The organism is Kitasatospora sp. NPDC054768, from assembly GCF_053612025.1.
In genome coordinates this window covers 51,679-70,221 of record NZ_JBSHBN010000012.1, presented here as the reverse complement: position 1 = coordinate 70,221, position 18,543 = coordinate 51,679, and the positions used below count along the sequence as shown (strand labels likewise).

Genomic DNA, 18,543 nt, shown 5'->3' with positions numbered 1-18,543 from the left:
AGCAGGCAGCCCAGCGCATGGGCGAGGGCGGGCAGCACCGTCGGGCCGGGCAGCCACTCGGCGATCACCCCGGAGGCCAGCGCGCCCGCCGCGAAGCCCGTACCGGTGGCGTACATCGCCCGGCGGGCGCTCCGCTCGGGCGGGACGGCGGGCCCGGAGAGCTCGCGCAGCCAGGCCGTCCCGGCCAGGAAGACCAGCCCGGCCGCGAAGCCGGTGGCCAGCCGGGCGGCGTACACCGAGGGCTCGTCCGGCAGCGCCAGCACCACGCTGGCGGCGGCGGACAGGCCCAGCGCGCCGCGCACCGTCCGCCGCCGGCCGTACCGGTCCGCGGCGGGCCCGCCCAGCAGCAGACCGGGCAGCAGGCCGAGCAGGTAGACCGAGAACATCGCGGCCAGCGAGAGCGCCGACCAGTCGGTGCGCGCCCGGTACACGGTGGCCAGCGCGGTGAACTGGTTGGCGCCCCAGGCGGCGACGGCGACGGCGGCGGCCGCCGGGAGCCAGTGGGCGGTGCGGGGCACGGGCATTCCGTCGGTACCGCCCATGCGCTGTCCTGCCCCGTTTCCGGCTTTCCGGCCATTCCTGGATTTCCGCAGTCCAGTGTGCGGTCCGTCGCCGCGGGCGTCAAAGAAGTGAATCCTGTGAGCCGATAAGCGGCGCCTATCGGAGATTCGACGGATATCCCTTTGCCGGGTGTCCGGAAAACCTGCCGGACATTCCGAAAGAACGATCGGGAATTCCGCTCCGATCATTCCGTTCGGATTATTCCGCCCCGGCTACTGCGTGCCGGCTATTCCGTGCCGCCCACCGACAGCACCACCGCGCTGGCCGCGCCGGCCGGCGTCTCGTAGTTCACCGTCTCCCCGGCGTGCCGCCCGAGCAGCGCCTTCCCGAGCGGGCTGTCGAAGGTCACCAGGGTGAGGTCCCGCTCCTCCGCCAGCTCGGAGATCTCGACCGTCTCCTCCGTGCCGTCGTCGAACCGCACGGTGACCGTCGATCCCACCCCCACCACCCGCGCGGACGGCTTCCCGGCCACCTCGGCCTCCCGCAGCCGCGCCTCCAGCTCGGTGATCCGCCGGTCCAGCCGGGTCACCTCCGACGCCCGCTGCAACTCGTCCGCCGCATCCGCCCGGTCCCCCACCGGCTCCAGCCCGCGCAGCGTCGCGGCCACCTTCTCCCGTTCCTCCCGCAACTGCGCCAGGTCCGCCTGCACCGCACGCAGGCCCTCGGCACTGATCGGTTCCGGCCCACCGCTCATCCCACGCTCCCGGGGCTGCTCGTCACACGCTCGAACACCGGCCGCCTCCCATTACCCCACCCCTCCGGGCCCCGGGCAACTTCCGGGCCGATCGACCACCCGGAACGATTCGTCGAGGACGCGTCGCCCGGGGCGCCGCGGGTCACCGTGCGAGCAGCTGCGCCGGGACGACCGGTTCGAGGAAGACGCTCGGTGTGCCGTGCCAGGACACGCTGAGGGCCTCGCGTGCACGCGTGCACGCCACGAAGAGCAGGCTCAACTCGCCGCTGAGGTCCTCCTGGTGCTGCAGCGGGTCGGTGTCCACCGGGGTGATCGCGCTGCGCATGGGCACCAGGCCGTCGCTCACGCCCACCACGGCGACGCAGCGGAACTCCAGGCCCTTCATCCGGTGCATGGTCCCGACCCGGACGCCGGGGGACGGCGCGTTGCCGAGCACGTAGGCGGGCGTCCCGGCCTGCTCCAGGGCCTGGGCGACCTCGCGGCCGAGCTGGGCGGTCCGGGCGGCGACGCCGATGTCCTCCGGGGCGACGCCGGACGCGGTCCACTCCGCGATCCGGGCGACGAGGTCCTGGATCTCGTCGGCCTTGTCGACGTGGCCGTGCACCTCGGGGTGCGCGCCGTGCAGGGTCGAGTGGTAGCCGACGAGGGAGTCCTCGCCGCCGTCCATGTCGTCGGGCCGCTCGCCGGTCAGCAGGGACGCGGACCAGCTGATGATCTCGTGGGTGGTCCGGTAGTTGACCCGCAGTCGGGAGGACCGTCCGACGACCTGGATTCCGAGTGAGCGCAGCGAGACCTTGTTCCCGTAGATCCGCTGGTGCGGGTCGCCGGCGAGGAACAGGTCGTCCGGTCCGGACGCGACGATCGCGCGGAGGAACCTCCACTGCGCGGGGTGGAGGTCCTGCGCCTCGTCGATCACCACGTGCCGGAACGGGCGGTCGTCCTGTTCGTCGAGCGCCCGCGCGGCCTGCGCGCAGACCTGCAGGAACGTCAACTCCCCGGCCTGTCGCAGCTCGTCCTCGAACGCGGCCACCGCACGCCACACTTGGGCCTTCTGCAGCGGACCGAGGGCCGTACCGCGGCCGGACCGCTGTGCCTTCAGGTACTGCTCCGGGCTCTCGATCGCCTGGGCCAGGACGACCTGCCGCCACTCCTGGTCCAGGAAGACGTCGGTGAAGTCGATCCCGAGCCGGCGGACGATCCGGCCCCAGCGGGCGAGGACCGCGCGCCGGTTGAAGACGGTCTTCAGTGGGGCGCCGCCCCGCGAGCGGCGGAGCACCTCGTTCGCCAGCGCGTCGACGGTGACCACCCGGACCTTCGCCCTGATCCGCTCGTCCGTGATGAGCAGCGTGAGGCAGCGTTCGAGCTCGCCGGCGAGGTCCTTGGTGAAGGTGGTCAGCAGAATCGATCCGTCAGGTGCGTCCGGCGGCAGCCGGCGCGCCAGGTGATAGGCCCGGTGCAGGGCCACCACCGTCTTCCCGGTCCCGGGGCCGCCGGTCACCCGGGCCGGCCCGTTGTACGACTCCCGGTAGGCGATCCGGTACTGGGCCGGGTGCAGGAAGATCCGCCACACGTCGAACGGGCGCTCCAGGATCTCCCGCAGTTCCTCGGGGCCGGACACCAGAGCGACCCGGCCGCGCGCGTGGGCCATCGCCGAGACCAGCCCGTCCTCGGGCTGCGCGGCGTTCACCGGAGCCGCCGCCCGCGCGTACGCCTGGACGATCTCACGGTCGATGTCGGCCGGCTCCATCCCGCTCGCGAGGCCGATCAGAACGTCGAACTGCTGCTCCGGCAGGACCCGGTGGAGCGCCTCCAGATGGGCCTCGTCCGGAAGCAGCCGGATGATCGGCAGGATCTCCTCCTCGATGCCCAGGCTGCGCAGGACCTTGTCGGAGCGGTCGGCGAAGAGCCTCCGGGGTTCGTCGGGGGCCAGGGCCCTCAGCGACTCCGTGGCGCGTTCCAGGGCGACGTCGTTGCGGATCTCGACGCCCTGGGTGGCGGCGTTCACCGAGGCCCGGTGCTTGTACGCCCAGTCGTTCGCCTTGTCGTGGGGGAGCACCTTCAACAGCATGTACCCGTCGCCCCGGTCGGCCTTGAGGACCACCCCGCGCCAGAAGTCGGTGATCCGGATGGTCCGGATCCGGGGGTCCCGCTGGTGGGTGAGCTTCTCCAGATGCGCGCCGGTGTGCGTCGCTCCGGTGAACTTCTCGAACACGTCGAAGACCCTGCGCTGCACGGATTTCTCCAGTGCCGCGAACTCCAGCAGAAAGTCCCGGTGCATACCCAGCGTCGCCACCCCGGCCCCCTCGCGCGCCCCGGCCCGTCCGCGCGGCCGGGCAGTGCGCCTCACTGTACTGGCCCCGGTGATCACTCGCGGCGGGCCGCCCGGCGGCGGGCCGGTCGGGGGTGGCGGTGATCACCTTCGGGGGTGGGGCGGGGGTGAACGCGCAGGTCGGGGGCTCGGGCGGGGAGGGCGGGGGAGGGACCGGCGGTCGGGGCGCGGGCGGGCGAAGCTACCATGTGGGCAACACCCTCAGCTCGAAAGATGGACTTGTGACTGTCAACGACGACGTGTTCACGGACTGGAAGAACCGCGAGGAGATCGCGGAGTCGATGATCCCGATCATCGGGCGGCTGCACCGGGAGAGGGACGTCACCGTTCTGCTCCACAGCCGTTCCCTGGTGAACAAGTCGGTGGTCAGCATCCTCAAGACGCATCGCTTCGCCCGGCAGATAGCCGGCGAGGAGCTCTCGGTCACCGAGACGATGCCGTTCCTGGAGGCACTGACCGCCCTGGACCTCGGCCCCTCGCAGATCGACCTCGGCATGCTCGCCGCGACGTACAAGGCGGACGACCGCGGCCTGTCGGTGGCGGAGTTCACCGCCCGGGCCGTCGTCGGTGCCACCGGCGAGAACAAGCTGGAGCGCCGGTCCGGGCAGGACGTCGTGCTGTACGGGTTCGGCCGCATCGGCCGGCTGGTCGCCCGCCTGCTGGTCGAGAAGGCCTCGGGCAACGGCCTGCGGCTGAAGGCCATCGTCGTGCGCAACAGCGGCGGCGACGACCTGGTCAAGCGCGCCTCGCTGCTGCGCCGTGACTCCATCCACGGCCAGTTCCAGGGCACGATCACCGTCGACGAGGCGAACAACAAGATCATCGCCAACGGCAACGAGATCACGGTGATCTACTCCGACGACCCGACCAAGGTCGACTACACGGAGTACGGGATCAAGGACGCGATCCTGATCGACAACACCGGCCGCTGGCGCGACCGCGAGGGCCTGTCGAAGCACCTGCGCCCCGGTATCGCCAAGGTCGTGCTGACCGCGCCGGGCAAGGGCGACGTCCCGAACATCGTGCACGGCGTGAACCACGACACGATCAAGCCGGACGAGCAGATCCTCTCCTGCGCCTCCTGCACCACCAACGCCATCGTCCCGCCGCTGAAGGCGATGGAGGACGAGTACGGCGTGGTCCGCGGCCACGTGGAGACCGTCCACTCGTTCACCAACGACCAGAACCTGCTGGACAACTACCACAAGGCCGACCGCCGCGGCCGCTCGGCGCCGCTGAACATGGTGATCACCGAGACCGGTGCCGCCTCGGCCGTCGCCAAGGCCCTGCCGGACCTCCAGGCGAAGATCACCGGCAGCTCGATCCGCGTCCCGGTGCCGGACGTCTCCATCGCGATCCTCAACCTCCAGCTCAAGCGGGAGACCAACCGCGAGGACGTCCTGGAGTACCTGCGGAACGTCTCGCTGACCTCGCCGCTGAAGCGCCAGATCGACTTCACCGACTCGCCCGACGCCGTCTCCAGCGACTTCATCGGCTCGCGCCACGCCTCGATCGTGGACGCCGGCGCGACCAAGGTCGAGGGCGACAACGCGATCCTCTACCTGTGGTACGACAACGAGTTCGGCTACTCGTGCCAGGTGATCCGGGTCGTCCAGTACATCTCGGGCGTCGAGTACCCGACCTTCCCGGTTCCGGCGGTCTGATCCACCGGTAGGGCAGGACGACACAGCGGTACGACGAGCAGCACGGCGGGGCGGTGACCGACAGGTCGCCGCCCCGTCGGCGTTCGCGGGCGGGGCGGTCGCTATCTTGAGGGGTCACTGACAGGTCTAGGGAGGGCGACGGGGATGGGTGGTCGGCGGGTGCTTGCCGCGGTGGCGGCGGCGGGGGTGCTGACGGGCGTGCTGGCCGGGTGCTCCTCCGGGGGGTCGAAGGGGGTCGGCGGGGCGGCGGCCGCGGGTTCGTCCGCGTCGGGTCCGGCGGCGACGTCGACGGGTACGGCCGGGGCGTCCGCGTCCGCGTCCGGGTCCGCGGCTGCGCCCGCGCCCGCGCCGAGCGGGTCGGACGCCGGGGCGCCCGGGGCGGGTTCGGCGCCCGCCTCCGCGCCGGCCCCGGCCGCGGTGGAGGCGCCGCACGGGGACCTGGAGGTGGCGCTGCTGGACGACAAGGTGGTCGGGCAGGTGCTGCCGGACGCCAAGGCGATGGCCGGCTGGGAGGAGGAGAAGCGGAAGGTCGACACGGCCGACCACAAGGTCACCTGCGCCGGTGCCGCCGCCGCCTCGTGCGCCGGAAAGCCGCTCAGCGGGTCGGTCCGGTTCTCCTCGGGGGACGTGGTCGTCCGCTTCCTGGTGGACACCCTGCCCAGCCGGGACGCGGCGGCGCAGCGGCTGAAGGAGAGCTACGCCTCGTACGCCGCCGGGCCGTTCAAGAAGATCGACACCCCGGTGCTGGGCAGCGAGAGCCAGGCCTTCCAGGGGCCGCTGGCCGAGGGCGAGGGCGTCGGCATCGTGGTGCGCTCGGGCACCGTGGTGGCGAGCGTGACCAGCGAGGGCGGTCCGGTGGACGTGGCCGCGACGCGGAAGTTCGCGGTGATGCTGGTCAATCGGATCGAGCAGGCCCAGGCCGGGAAGGCGCCGGACGCCGGGCCGGGCGTGGGCTGAGGGGCCCCTCCCCGCACGGGCGGGGCGCTGGGCTGGGGAAACGGATGTCAGTCGACCGTGATATGTACCTATCTCGTGGCCACTGTGCGGCCATGCGAAAGATGCCGATGACGTTCGAGGGGGCCAGACATGCCGCTGTTCCGACGCCGCTCCGGCGGGGAGGGCGGGGAGGACCGGGCCGAGCGGCGCGGGTTCGGGTTCGGCTTCGGCCGACGGGGAGCCGGATCGGCCGCGCCGGCCGGTGCTGCCGAGCCGCGGCTCGACCCGGCGTACGGGGACGAGTCGGTGCGTCTGGCGCTCCGCCAGGCCGCCGACGGGGACTGGGCCGCGCTGCGCCCCGCGCTCGCCGCCGCCGAGGGCGAGGACCTGACCTTCCTGGTCGGCGCGATAGCCGACGTGCCCCGGGTCGAGCAGTGGACGTCCCGCGCGCTGGCCGACACCCCGGACGACACGCTGCTGCTGTTGCTGTCCGGTGCCCGGCACATCGACTGGGGCTGGGAGGCCCGGACGGGTGCCCGGGCCAAGGACGTCACCGAGGAGCGGTGGAAGGTGTTCCACGAGCGGCTGGAGGTCGCCGAGGAGCAACTGCTGGAGGTCGCCGAGCGCGAGCCGTCCTGGCACGCCCCCTGGCGGTTCCTGCAGACCAGCGCCCTCGGGGCCTCGCTCGGCCCGGAGGTCGCCACCAGCCGCTTCGAGGCCGCGGTGCGCCGGGCGCCCGGGAACTCCGCCTCGCACTGGGTCAGGCTGCAGCAGCTGAGCGCCAAGTGGGGCGGTTCGCACGAGGAGATGCACGAGTTCGCCCGCTCCGTGATGCTCGCGGCCCCGGACGGCAGTCGCCTCGGTGAGCTGGTCGCGGTCGCGCACCTGGAGCACTGGCTGGCCCTCCCGGACGGCGAGGACCGCGCCTACCTGACCAGTCCGGCCGTGGTGGCCGGGCTGCAGGAAGCGGCCTTCCGGTCCGTCCTGCACCCGGCCTTCGTGCCGGCGCGCGGCTGGCAGGGCGCCTTCAACACCTTCGCGATGGCCTTCTCCCTCGCCGACCAGCCCAAGACCGCGCGCCTGCTGTTCGAGGCGTTGGACGGCTTCGTGACCGAATCGCCCTGGCACTACCTGTCGGGCAATCCGGTCAAGGCCTTCCGCGCCCACCGCGACCGCTGCACCTCGTACTGGCGCTGAGGCGTGCCGGTGCCGGTGCCGGTACCGACCCGCACCCGCACCCCACCACCGCCATCCACCCCGCGATCGAAAGAGCCTCCGGTGTCCCCTACCGACAACCCGACGAGTGCGCACACCTTCCAGGTGGACCTGCGCGGTCTGGTGGACCTGCTCTCCCACCACCTCTACTCCAGCCCGCGGGTCTACCTGCGCGAGCTGCTGCAGAACGCGGTGGACGCGATCTCCGCCCGCCGCGCCCTCGACCCGGAGGCGCCGGCCAGGATCACCGTCCGCGCCGACGACGAGCTGTCCGTCACCGACACCGGCATCGGCCTGACGGAGAAGGACGTCCACACCTTCCTCGCCACCATCGGCCGCAGCTCCAAGCGCGACGCCGACGGCCGGCTCGACGGCGCCGGGCTCGCCAAGGCCCGCGGCGACTTCATCGGCCAGTTCGGCATCGGCCTGCTCGCCTGCTTCGTGGTCGCCGACGAGATCACCGTGGTCACCCGCTCCGCCGCCGCCCCGGACGCCCCGGTGATCGAGTGGCGCGGCAGCTCCGACGGCAGCTACACCATCCGCACGCTGCCCGCCTCGGCCAAGCCCGAGCCGGGCACCACCGTCACGCTGGCCCCGCGCGCCGACGCCGCCGAGTGGACCCGCCCCGGCCGGGTCCTCACCCTCGCCCGGGACTTCGGCAGCCTGCTGCGCCACGACGTCACGGTGATCGACGCCGCCGGCACCGAGCACCGGGTCAACCGCATCCCGCCGTGGGCCGAGCGCCACGCCTCCCCGCTGGCCAGGCGCGACGCGCTCACCGAGTACTGTCGCGCCGCCTTCGACTTCACCCCGCTCGACACCATCGAGCTGGACCTGCCGCTGGTCGGCCTGCGCGGCGTCGCGTACGTGCTGCCGGACGCCGCCCCGCCCTCGCGCCGCAACGGCCACCGGGTGCACCTCAAGGGCATGCTGCTCTCCGACCAGGCCGACGAACTGCTGCCGGACTGGGCCTTCTTCGTCCGCTGCGTCGTCGACACCGACGGGCTGCGCCCGACCGCCTCCCGCGAGGGCCTGTACGCCGACGAGACGCTGGCCGCCGTCCGGGACGCGCTCGGCGCCCGGATCCGCGACTGGCTGACCGGCCTGTCCGCGAGCGACCCGGCGCTGCTGCACCGCTTCCTTTCCGTCCACCACCTGGCCGTCAAGGAACTCGCCCGCTACGACGACGAGTTGCTGCGGATGATGCTGCCCTGGCTGCCGTTCGAGACCACCGACGGCAACGTCACCCTGGACGAGTTCGCCCGCAGCCACCCGACGGTGCTGGTGACCCGTACGGTCGAGGAGTTCCGCCAGGTCGCCCCGATCGCCGCCGCGGCCGGGCTCGGCGTGGTCAACGGCGGCTACACCTACGACCACGACCTGGTCCACCGGCTGCCCGAGATCCGGCCCGGCGTCTCGGTCTCCGACCTCGACCCGGGCACCGTCACCGCGCACCTGGACACCGTGGACCCGGCCGTCGAGCTGGCCGCCAACGCCTTCCTGGCGATCGCCCGCGAGGTCGTCGGCCGGTTCGACTGCGACGTCGCGCTGCGCAGCTTCCACCCGACCAACGCGCCCGCCCTGCTGCTCGACAACCGGGAGGCCCGGCACGAGCGCACCAGGGCCCAGCTCGCCGACGAGGCCGACGGGCTGTGGGCGGACATCCTCGGCTCGCTGCGCGCCGAGGTGCCCCGCGCCCAACTGGTGCTCAACCACCTCAACCCGCTGGTGCGCCGCGCCGCCACCGTCACCAGCCGCGAGCTGGCCGTCACCGCCGTCGAGGCGCTGTACGGGCAGGCCGTGCTGATGACCCGCCGCCCGCTCAAGGCCAGCGAGTCCGCCCTGCTCAACCGCTCGTTCATCAGCCTGCTGGACCACGCCATGCTCGGCCACGAGGCGGCGGGAACCCCCGAAGGCGACAAGGAGGCGTGATGCTGGACACCCCCGACGCGGTGATGGCCGCGCTGCGCGAGAACGACGCCCGCCCGTACGGCCGGACCAGGACCGTCACGGCCGAGGAACTCGTCGACGCCGCCGAGCAGTTCGAGGACACCGGGATCCGCTCGATGGCCCTGCTGGAACTGATGGAGGCCTACGAGTACGACGGCGAGCGCAGCAAGAGCCCGGTCGTCTTCGCCCGCATCCTCAAGCTCTGGGACACCGACCCGGACGGCTTCGGCGAATGGGCCCGGCGCCAGGTGCTCTGGCGCTTCAAGTGGGTCGCCGACGCGCTCAAGGACACCCCGGACGTCCCGCTCGCGGCGATCCGGCGCTGGCACACCGAGCTGCGCGACCGCTACCGCACGGCCGGCCACGACCTCCAGCCGTACTACGCCCAGCGCTACCACCTGGCCGTGCAGACCGGCCTCGACGTGCAGGACGCCTACGAACTGTGGGCGGCCCGCCCGCGCTCCGAGCTGAGCGACTGCCACGCCTGCGAGACCCGCGCCCGCGCCCGGCACTTCATCGCCGCCGGGGACGACGCCCGGGCGCTGGAGGTGATCGCCCCGGTGCTGGACGGCCGCAGCGGCTGCGAGCAGGAGCCCTACCTCAGCCAGGCCACCGCCCTGCTCGCGCAGCTGCGCCGGGGCCGGTTGGACGAGGCCCGCTCCGGCCACCTCTCCGGCTACCGCTACGCCCGGGGCAAGGCCTCGATGCTGAACGCCGTCGGCCTGCACATCGAGTTCTGCGCGCTGTCCGGCAACGAGCCGCGCGGCCTGGAACTGGTCGCCGAGAACCGGGACCTGTTCGCGGTCACCGGCGAACCCGCGGCCCGGCTGGGCTTCCTGACCGGCGTCGAGGTGCTGCTCGCCCTGCTCGCCCGGGCCGGCCACGGCGGACTCGCGGTCAGCGGCCCGGCGGGCACCACCTGGACGGTGGATTCCCTGCTGGCCCACGTGCGCACCGAGGCCGACGCGCTGGCCGCGCGCTTCGACGCCCGCAACGGCACCGGCGCGGTCGGCGCCGAGCGGCGCGCCCGGCTGGCCGTCGAGCCGCTGCTCGCCGAGCCGCTGGCACTGGGTGTGCGGGCCGTCGCCGCGCCGGGGCTGTCCGACGCCCCGGCCGTCGCTCCCGCGCCGCGCCGGACGGTCGAGCCGGAGCCGGAGGACTTCACCGCCCTGGTGCTGCGGGCCCGCGAGCTGGAGGTGCTCGGCCACCCGGACGCCGACCGGCTGTGGAAGCGGGTCGCCGAGCGCGCCGGGGCCGCGGACTTCGTCCACCCGCGGAGCGCCGAGCTGGGCGGCCCCGAGCGGCTGCGCGCCGAACTCGCCGAGCAGCGTGCCCACGAGGCGCTCCAGCGGGACGCGTACGCGGAGGGCAAGGCCGGGCTGCTGGCCGCCGCCGAGCTGTTCGAGCAGGCGGGGTTGGCCGGGTCGGCGCTGATGTGCCGTGCCCGGACCCTCATCGCGGACCTGGATGACGAGAGCGACGGGGGCGAGAGCACCCGGAACGAGAGCGCCCGGAACGAGAGCGCCGGGCACGAGAGCGACGGCGGCTCGGGTCGCAGCGCGGACGCGGACGCGGACGCGGACGCGGATGCGGACGCGGACACCGGGCACAGCGGCCGGCGGGCCGACTGGGCGGCGCTCGACGCGGCGCTGGCGCGGGCCGAGGAGCTGCGCGCCGGCGGCGAACTGACCGACGACGACTACCTGATCGTGCTGCAGACCCGCGCCTACGCCGCCCACCACGACCTGGTCGAGACGCTGCCCGAGCCCGCCGACGAGGTGGCCGAGCGCTTCGAGGCGGTGGTCGGGGCCTACCGGCGCACGGCCGTGGAGCTCGGCTCCGAGCGGCGGGCCGCCACCTCCCGGCAGTACACCGCCGACGCCGCCGCCCGGAAGGGCCTGCTGGCCGAGGCGGAGGCCGAACTGCGCGAGGTGCTGGCCCAGTTGGACGCCGCCGAGCTGCCCTGGCACACCCCGCGGGTGCTCGGCCTGCTGGGCCAGGTGCTGTTGCAGAGCCGCGAGCCGGGCCAGGCGGTCGAGGTGTTCCACCGGGCGCTGGCCGAGGCCGTGCGCTGGGGCGACGACTCCTACCCGTACGCGCCGACGTACATGATGCTCGGCCACGGCTGCCTCCAGGTGGGGGACCTCGGCGGCGCCGTCCGCGCGCTGTCGGAGGCGGCCGCGCGCTACGACCGCAAGGGCACCGAGGCGGTCGAGGAGGCCACCCGGGTGCGCATGCAGCTGGCCGACGTGCTGCGCGACACCGGGCGGGCGGCGGACGCGGTGGCCGTGCTGGAGTCGGTGCTGCTGGACGCGTCGGCGGCCCGGCTGGACGTGCGGATGCTCGCCCAGGCCCGGCTGGACCTCGCCCGGGGGCTGTCCGAGCTGGAGGAGCACCGGGACGCCGCCGAGGAGTACCTGCGGCTGGCCGACCTGGTGGCCGGCTGGGAGGACCAGGAGACCCACACCATGGTCGCCTGCGAGGCCACCCTGGCGCTCGCCCGGGCGGAGCGCCCGGGCGCCGCCGAGGCGGCGCTGGCCCGCGCCCGCGAGGCGCACGGCAAGGCCCCGCAGGTGGACCAACTGGCCTCCACCCTGCGGGAGTTGGCTCGGATGACGATGCGGGAGCAGGGCGCGGAGGGGCTGGCGGCGGCGCTCGCCCTGCTGGCCGAGGCGGACGCGGTCGGAGAGGCGGCCGAACAGGGCGGCGAGGAGTACAACTCCTGGTACCTGCGCGGTGGTTCGCACTACGAGCGGGCGCGCTCGCTGGCCGTCGCCGGGCGGTACGAGGAGGCGCTGGCCGAGGCCGAGCGGGCCGTCCCGGAGTACGAGGCGGGCGGCGAGCGGGCCGAGTCGCCGCGGGCGGAGTCGGTCCGGCTGGCCGCGCTGATCGAGGGCAGCGACCTCGGTCGCACCGAGGCGGCGGTGGACCGGCTGACCGCCGGCATCGCGCGCTGCGAGGCGGCCGGGCTGTCGGAGGCGGCGGAGGTGCTGGTGGAGCTGCGGGAGCGGTTCGCCGGGGAGTGACCTGCGCGGTGCCCCGCAGGGTCGGCCCGCACCCAGCCGTCAGCGGCGGGGTGCGGGCCGACCCGGGGCACCGGCAAGCCGCGCTCAGCAGGGCCCGTCGTCGGCCCAGACACCCCACTGGCCGCCGGCGCTCGGCACCTCGTTCAGCGTCCACCACTTGGCGTGGTAGTTGCGCCCGTTGTACGAGACCTTGGCGCCGCCGGTGTACGTGGTGCTCGCGCTCCACGCCGGGGCGGTGCAACTGCCGGGGGTGGTCGGAGGAGTCGTCGGGGGAGTCGTGGGCGGGGTGGTGGGCGGCGTGGTGGGCGGGGTCGCCCCGGCGAACTTCACCGTGTACTTGGTGAAGTCCCAGTCGTTCTGCGCCACGCTGGAGCAGGAGCCGGACAGCCCCGGGTCGACGTTGCCCGCGCACTGGCGGTCCCGGTTGACCGACCAGTAGGTGTACCGGGCCAGGCCGTGTGCGGTGGCGAAGTCCAGCACGGTCTGGAAGTCGGACTGGTGGAAGTACTCGGCGGCGTCGGTGCGGCCGTTCATCATCGACACGCCCTCGTGGGCGTACGCGGTGGCCTCGTTCCAGCCGAAGGTGCCCTGCAGGATCTGGTTGAACTTCACCAGTGCGTCGGTCTGCGCCGCGGCGCCGCCGAAGCCGCCGTCGAACGGCATGATCGAGTAGTTGTCCGGCGTGAAGCCCTGCGACTTGGCCTCGTTGAGCATCTGGGTGCCGAACCAGCCGGTGCCCGCGTTGGTGCCCGCGGTGGTGATCGAGACGTACAGGCCGGGGTTGTTCTGCTGGAGGATCCGGGCCGCGCCGATCTCGTTGTGGATGGCCGCGGTGTTCTCGTACTCCGGCTCCTCCAGGTCGAAGTCGATCGCCTTGAGGCCGTACTTGGTGATCACCTTCTGGTAGCTGGCGGCGGTCGCCTCGGGGGTGCCGCAGACCTGGCCCAGCTTGGTGCCGCCGTACCCGCCGACCGACACCGAGACGTCCCCGCCCTTGCCGCGCACGGTCTGGATGACGCTCGGCATGGTGGTGTCGGTGTCGATCGAGGAGGTGCCGCCCCAGGCGGGCGAACAGCTGTTGCCCTGGGCCAGGATGAACGCCAGTTGGAAGGCCTTCTGGCCGGTGGCGTCCATGACGGCGGCGGCGTCCGGCGGGCTGTTGTCCTCGGGCATCAGGTACGGCGCCGAGGCGTACCAGTTGCTGCCGAGCCCTCCGGTGGTGCCGGTGGTGCCGGTGGTGCCGGTGGTGTCCGCGGAGGCGGAGCCGGTGCCGGCCAGGACGGCGACGCCGCCGGCGACCAGGCCGAGCGCGGCGGCCACGGCGAGCGCGGCGCGGCGCCCGAGGGCGGGGCGACGGGCGGGGCGAGGTGCGGTGTGCCGGTGGGAATGCGGGGGAAGAGCGCGTTCCATCGGAAGCCTTTCCAGGAAACGGCGGTGGGGGAGGCCGGCCTGGTCGCGCCGGGTGTGGGGGTGGCGCGGCGGCCGAACGGACCGTCGGCGGCGGGTGGTTGCCGAAGGTCCTCACTGGTATAGACCTATGGGGAAGGGGGGTCAACCCCACAAGGGTCAAGCCCGCCCGTCCGTCACGGGCGCGACAGCGCGAGGAGTCCGGCGGGTGCGCGGGCAGGCGGAAATGCCGTGGATCGCCGGGCGGGCCCGTGGCAGCATGGCGCCCATGACGACCGACCGGAAGGACCGTGCCGCGTAGTCGGCCGGGACGGATCCGCGCAGAGCTTCCGCGCCGCCGGGTCCGAGGAGCGCAGCCGGCGATCGACGGGGTGTCCGCGCGGGCCCTCGCCGAGATCGCGCGGCTCGAACGTACGCGGAACCACCTGCGGCCCGGGGACACGGCGGCCGCACTGCGTCGGTGGCGGGCGTACGTCCACCGTCCCGAGCGCCGGCTGTGGGAGGACTACGCGGAGCGCGACCTGTACTGGTTCTGCTGCGGTTGCCCGTGGGACGACCGGGACCTGCTGGAGGCGGTGATGCTCGCGCTGTCGCCCCGGCACGCCCGTCAACTGCGCGCCGTCGTCGCCCGGTTCGACGTCCGGTGGGACCTGCCCGTACCGCCCTGGCTGCCGCCGGACGGATGGAGCTGAGCGCCCGGCGCCGGGGGCTCAGGCCCCGACGGCGGTGTCCGCGCCCACCCCCGCCAGCAGTCCGCTGACCGCAGGGGCCCACGGGCGGCCGGTCGGCCCGGTCAGCGACAGCGTCCGGTGGACGGCGGGCCGGATCGGGACCAGCACGCAGTCGGCCGGGAGCATGGTCAGCGCCAGCGCGGGCATCACCGAGACCCCGACGCCCGCGTGCACCATGCCGATCAGGGTGTTCAGGTCGCGGATGCGGTGCCGGGGCGTGAAGCGGGTACCGGCCCGCCGGTAGGCCTCGCGGATGTGACGCTCGCAGCCGCCCTCCGAGAGCAGGAAGTCGTCGTCCTCCAACTCCGCCACGTGGACGGTCGGCTGGTCGGCGAGCGGATGGTCGCGGCGCAGCAGCGCGTGCATCGAGTCGGCGCCGAGCGCGACCGCCCCGGGCGGCAGCGGACCGGCGTCCACCAGCACGGCGGCGTCGACCGTGCCCGCCTCCAGCCAGGCCGCCAGCTCCTCGTCCTCGCCCTCGAAGACCCGGACGGTCAGCTGCGGATGGGCCGCCCGCCAGTCCTTCAGCAGCCCGGGCAGCAGCGCCTGGCAGACGGTGGTGGGCGCCGCCAGCCGTACGGTGCCGGTCAGGCCGCCGCAGTGCCGGGTGGCGATCGCGCGGACGGCGGCGGCCGAGGCGACGGCCGTCCGGGCGTGCGGGAGGATCTGCTCGCCGAGCGGGGTGGGGCGGCACGGGCTGCCGCGCCGCAGCACGGGCGCGCCGAGGTTGCGTTCCAGCGCGGCGACGGCGTGCGAGACGGCGGACTGGCTGATGCCCAGCTCGTCGGCGGCCGCTCCGAAGCCGCCGGTGTCGGCGACCGCGACCAGTGCCCTGAGCTGGGCCAGGTTGACGTCCGAGGTCATGAGACTTCCTCATCGCGGGTGTGCTGCCACTTGTTGGACTCATGGTCCGGTGCCGGGCCACGCTCTGTCCAGTTGATGGCACGGCCACGAGCGTGGCCACGGACGCAGCCACGGAGACGGAAGCGGAAACGGGCGCGGCCACGGACACGGACAAGGAGGTGGTGGGGGTGCGGCGCTGGCTGCCGGGCTTCGTGGCCCTGTCGGCGATCTGGGGTGCGAGCTTCGCCCTGATCAAGGTCGCGGTCGACGCGGGGGTGCCGCCGCTCTGGGTGGCGCTGTGGCGCTGTCTGCTGGGCGCGGCCGCGCTGTGGGCGATCCTCGTGGTGCGCGGCGAGCGGGCCCCGCGCGACCGGGTGCTGTGGGGCCACTCGGCGGTGGTGGCGGTGCTGCTCAACGCGGTGCCGTTCACCCTCTTCCCGTTCGGCGAGACCAGGGTCGGCTCGGTGCTCGCCGGGGTGATGAACGCGACCACCCCGCTGTTCACCCTGCTGTTCGCGGTGCTGGCCGTCCCCGGGGAGCGCCGCCCGGGCGCCCGCCGACTGGCCGGCCTCGGGCTCGGCTTCCTCGGCGTGCTCACCGTGCTCGGGGTCTGGCGCGGCCTCGGCGCCGGGGCGACCGCCGGCGCGCTGGCCTGCCTGGCCGCCGCCTGCTGCTACGGCGCCGGCTTCGCCTATCTGCGCCGCTTCCTGTCCGGCCGCCCGGAGTCGGTGACCACCCTCTCCGCGCTCCAGATCGCCTGCGCCTCCGCCGAGTTGGCGCTGGTAGCGCCGCTCGCCGCAGGCGCTCCGCACTGGCCCGGGGCGGGCCCGGCGCTCGCCCTGCTGGTGCTCGGCGTGGTCGGCACCGGCCTGGCGTACCTGCTCAATCTGGCCCTGGTCCGCGGCGCGGGGACGACGGTGGCCTCCGCCGTCACGTACGTGATGCCGCTCTGGTCGACGGCGCTGGGCGTGGCCTTCCTGCACGAGCCGGTGGGCTGGAACGCGCTGGTCGGCGGTGCGCTGGTGATCGCGGCCGTCGCGCTGGCCCGGCCGCGCCCGGCCCCGGTGGCGGCCGAGGGCGGGGCCCCGGCGGAGGACCCGAAGGGCCGTCAGCCCGTCGGTTAGGGTGGACCGGGTGAGCGAGGTCAGCGACGGCGAGGGCGGCGGGGGCGGCGAAGGGGGCCGCGAGGCGGATCCGCAGCCGACGGCCGTGGGCGAGGCGCTGTGGGCGCACCCGCTGCGCTTCCCGTTCACCCACTGGGTGCCGCGCTGCTGGGCGTACCTGCTGGGCAGTGCGCTGCTCGGGCCGGTGCTGCTGGCGGTCCTCGTGGTGCTGCTGGTGCTCGGCCTGGGCCTGGGGGCGATCGGCGTCGGGATCCCGCTGCTGGTCGCCCTGGCGCTCATCGGCATTCCGACCGCCACCGCGGCCCGGTGGCGGCTGCGGCTGGTGGAGCCGGTCCCGCTGCCCGACCCGCACCGCAGCCTGCCCGGGGCGGGCCGCCGGGCCCGCATCCGCACCCGGCTGCGCGAGCGGGCCACCTGGCGCGAACTCGCCCATGCCGCGCTCGCCTCGACGGTGCTGGCCGCCGCCGCGCTCGGCTTCACCGCGCTGCTGGTGCTCTCCGGCCTGTACGTGCTCTCCCCGCTGGTGGTCTGGGCGCTCGCGCCGGAGACCGTGATGCTGATCCCCGGGCGCGCCGTCCCCGGGCCGCTCGCCGCCCTGCCGTTCACCGCCGCCGGGCTGGCGGGCCTGCTGCTCTGCGCGTACGCCGGGGCGCTGCTGACCGCCGCCGAGGTCGCGCTGGCCCGCTTCCTGCTCGCCCCCCGGGAGGACGACCTCGGCCGCCAGGTGCTCGAACTCACCCGTTCCCGGGCCAGGTTGGCCGACGCCTTCGAGGCCGAGCGGCGCCGGATCGAGCGCGACCTGCACGACGGGGCGCAGCAGCAGCTGGTCGCGCTCAGCATGACCCTCGGGCTCGCCGAGTACGAGCTGCGCGACCGGCAGGGCCGGGCGGCGGACCTCGTCACCCGGGCGCGCGGCGAGGCCCGGCAGGCGTTGGAGCAGCTGCGCGGACTGGTGCGCGGCATCCACCCGCAGGTGCTCACCGACCACGGGCTCGCCGCCGCCGTCGCCGAGGTCGCGCTGCGTCACCCGATCCCGGTGGACGCCGACATCGAGCTCCCGGAGCGGCTGCACCCGGCCGTGGAGACCACCGCCTACTTCACCGTCACCGAGGCGCTCACCAACGCCGCCAAGCACAGCGGCGCCACCGCGATCACCGTCCACGGGCGGGTCGCGGGGGGCCGGCTGGTCGTCCAGGTGACCGACGACGGCCGCGGCGGGGCGGACCCGGCCGCCGGGGCCGGACTGGCGGGACTCGCCGACCGGGTGGCACTGCTGAGAGGACGGCTGATGGTGACGAGCCCGACGGGCGGCCCGACGACGCTGCGGCTGGAGGTCCCGTGCTCCGGGTCGTGATCGCCGAGGACGCGGTGCTGCTGCGCGCCGGACTGGTCGAACTCCTCGCCCTCGGCGGCCACCGGGTGACCGCCGCCGTCGGCGACGCCGAGGCGCTGGCCGCGGCCGTCGATGCCGAGCGGCCGGACATCGTGGTCACCGACGTCCGGATGCCCCCCGACCACACCGACGAGGGCCTGCGCGCCGCCCTCGCCCTGCGCGAGCGCCACCCCGGCCTGCCCGTCCTGGTCCTGTCCCAGTACGTGGCCACTCCGTACGCGACCCGGCTGCTGGCCGCCGCCGGTGCTCAACCGGCCGGTCTGGGCTACCTGTTGAAGGACCGGGTCGGTGACGTCGCGGACTTCCTGGACGCGCTGCGGAGGGTTGCGGACGGGGAGACGGTGATCGACCCCGACGTGGTCCGGGTGCTGCTGCGCGGCCGGTCGGGCGACCGCCCGCTGGCCCGCCTCACCCCGCGCGAGCGTGAGGTGCTCGCGCTGCTGGCCGAGGGCCTCAACAACCAGGCCGTGGCGGCCCGGTTGAGCATCACCGAGGCCTCGGTGGTGAAGCACTGCGGGAACATCTTCATGAAGCTGGACCTGGACCCGACCGAGGGCAACCGGCGGGTGCTCGCGGTGCTGGCGCACCTGCGCGGCGAGTGACCGGTCCGCCCGTCCGACGGCAATTCACCCACTTGTCACCGGGGTTGTGCGGCCGGAACGATGGCGTC

At 74.1% G+C, this 18,543-nt stretch carries 13 protein-coding genes and 1 pseudogene; 9 read left to right on the top strand and 5 right to left on the bottom strand.

Features of this window, described 5'->3' with window-relative positions; all coding sequences use genetic code 11:
- Positions 1-26: 26 nt before the first annotated feature.
- From ACWGKU_RS05995 to ACWGKU_RS05985, 3 genes and pseudogenes are all read right to left on the bottom strand, one after another.
- Positions 27-524 (bottom strand): annotated as a pseudogene (locus ACWGKU_RS05995) (MFS transporter); the annotation flags it as partial.
- A gap of 263 nt (positions 525-787) precedes the next feature.
- Positions 788-1,255 (bottom strand): GreA/GreB family elongation factor, encoded by a 468-nt coding sequence (locus ACWGKU_RS05990; RefSeq protein WP_401053138.1) that lies wholly within the window; start codon positions 1,253-1,255, stop codon positions 788-790.
- 142 nt (positions 1,256-1,397) lie between these two features.
- Positions 1,398-3,548: a UvrD-helicase domain-containing protein gene (locus ACWGKU_RS05985; RefSeq protein WP_401053140.1), complete on the bottom strand. Its 2,151-nt coding sequence runs from the start codon at positions 3,546-3,548 to the stop codon at positions 1,398-1,400.
- 257 nt (positions 3,549-3,805) lie between these two features.
- Between ACWGKU_RS05985 and ACWGKU_RS05980 the strand changes: the two genes are divergently transcribed.
- The 5 genes from ACWGKU_RS05980 (at position 3,806) to ACWGKU_RS05960 (ending at position 12,375) form a co-directional block, all read left to right on the top strand.
- The gene (locus tag ACWGKU_RS05980) at positions 3,806-5,248 is read left to right on the top strand and encodes a glyceraldehyde-3-phosphate dehydrogenase (protein WP_401056053.1); all 1,443 of its coding nucleotides are present in this window, start codon (positions 3,806-3,808) and stop codon (positions 5,246-5,248) included.
- Positions 5,249-5,665: 417 nt separating this feature from the next.
- Positions 5,666-6,205: a hypothetical protein gene (locus ACWGKU_RS05975; protein ID WP_452177605.1), complete on the top strand. Its 540-nt coding sequence runs from the start codon at positions 5,666-5,668 to the stop codon at positions 6,203-6,205.
- A gap of 129 nt (positions 6,206-6,334) precedes the next feature.
- Positions 6,335-7,381, top strand: a complete 1,047-nt coding sequence (locus ACWGKU_RS05970) for a hypothetical protein (RefSeq protein WP_452191361.1) — start codon at positions 6,335-6,337, stop codon at positions 7,379-7,381.
- Positions 7,382-7,462: 81 nt separating this feature from the next.
- A complete protein-coding gene (locus tag ACWGKU_RS05965; RefSeq protein WP_452177607.1) occupies positions 7,463-9,331 on the top strand; it encodes an HSP90 family protein in 1,869 nt (622 codons plus the stop codon).
- A complete protein-coding gene (locus ACWGKU_RS05960) occupies positions 9,331-12,375 on the top strand; it encodes a tetratricopeptide repeat protein (RefSeq protein ID WP_452177608.1) in 3,045 nt (1,014 codons plus the stop codon). Before ACWGKU_RS05965 ends, ACWGKU_RS05960 begins: the two co-directional genes overlap by 1 nt.
- An 84-nt stretch (positions 12,376-12,459) precedes the next feature.
- Here the strand turns inward: ACWGKU_RS05960 and ACWGKU_RS05955 are convergent, their stop codons facing one another.
- On the bottom strand, positions 12,460-13,785 hold the full coding sequence (locus tag ACWGKU_RS05955) for a chitinase (RefSeq protein WP_452177609.1): 1,326 nt from the start codon (positions 13,783-13,785) through the stop codon (positions 12,460-12,462).
- A 368-nt stretch (positions 13,786-14,153) separates the two neighbouring features.
- Here ACWGKU_RS05955 and ACWGKU_RS05950 point away from each other — a divergent pair, with 368 nt between their 5' ends.
- Positions 14,154-14,474: a hypothetical protein gene (locus ACWGKU_RS05950; RefSeq protein WP_401048386.1), complete on the top strand. Its 321-nt coding sequence runs from the start codon at positions 14,154-14,156 to the stop codon at positions 14,472-14,474.
- An 18-nt stretch (positions 14,475-14,492) separates the two neighbouring features.
- On the opposite strand, the gene ACWGKU_RS05945 is transcribed toward ACWGKU_RS05950, so the two are convergent.
- Positions 14,493-15,377, bottom strand: coding sequence for a LysR family transcriptional regulator (locus ACWGKU_RS05945; RefSeq protein WP_401048384.1), 885 nt, complete (start codon positions 15,375-15,377; stop codon positions 14,493-14,495).
- Positions 15,378-15,469: 92 nt separating this feature from the next.
- Here ACWGKU_RS05945 and ACWGKU_RS05940 point away from each other — a divergent pair, with 92 nt between their 5' ends.
- From ACWGKU_RS05940 to ACWGKU_RS05930, 3 genes are all read left to right on the top strand, one after another.
- The gene (locus tag ACWGKU_RS05940; RefSeq protein WP_401048382.1) at positions 15,470-16,480 is read left to right on the top strand and encodes a DMT family transporter; all 1,011 of its coding nucleotides are present in this window, start codon (positions 15,470-15,472) and stop codon (positions 16,478-16,480) included.
- An 85-nt stretch (positions 16,481-16,565) separates the two neighbouring features.
- Positions 16,566-17,834 (top strand): sensor histidine kinase, encoded by a 1,269-nt coding sequence (locus ACWGKU_RS05935; protein ID WP_401048395.1) that lies wholly within the window; start codon positions 16,566-16,568, stop codon positions 17,832-17,834.
- On the top strand, positions 17,819-18,475 hold the full coding sequence (locus tag ACWGKU_RS05930) for a response regulator transcription factor (RefSeq protein ID WP_359897632.1): 657 nt from the start codon (positions 17,819-17,821) through the stop codon (positions 18,473-18,475). The genes ACWGKU_RS05935 and ACWGKU_RS05930 overlap by 16 nt, the downstream gene beginning before the upstream one ends.
- Positions 18,476-18,543 lie beyond the last annotated feature (68 nt).

What these genes read in the sequence shown, in the direction of transcription:
- ACWGKU_RS05970 (WP_452191361.1), top strand. Translation starts at nt 6,335, where the DNA reads ATGCCGCTGTTCCGACGCCGCTCCGGCGGGGAGGGCGGGGAGGACCGG.
- ACWGKU_RS05960 (WP_452177608.1), top strand. Translation starts at nt 9,331, where the DNA reads ATGCTGGACACCCCCGACGCGGTGATGGCCGCGCTGCGCGAGAACGAC.
- ACWGKU_RS05955 (WP_452177609.1), bottom strand. Translation starts at nt 13,785, where the DNA reads ATGGAACGCGCTCTTCCCCCGCATTCCCACCGGCACACCGCACCTCGC.
- ACWGKU_RS05990 (WP_401053138.1), bottom strand. Translation starts at nt 1,255, where the DNA reads ATGAGCGGTGGGCCGGAACCGATCAGTGCCGAGGGCCTGCGTGCGGTG.
- ACWGKU_RS05945 (WP_401048384.1), bottom strand. Translation starts at nt 15,377, where the DNA reads ATGACCTCGGACGTCAACCTGGCCCAGCTCAGGGCACTGGTCGCGGTC.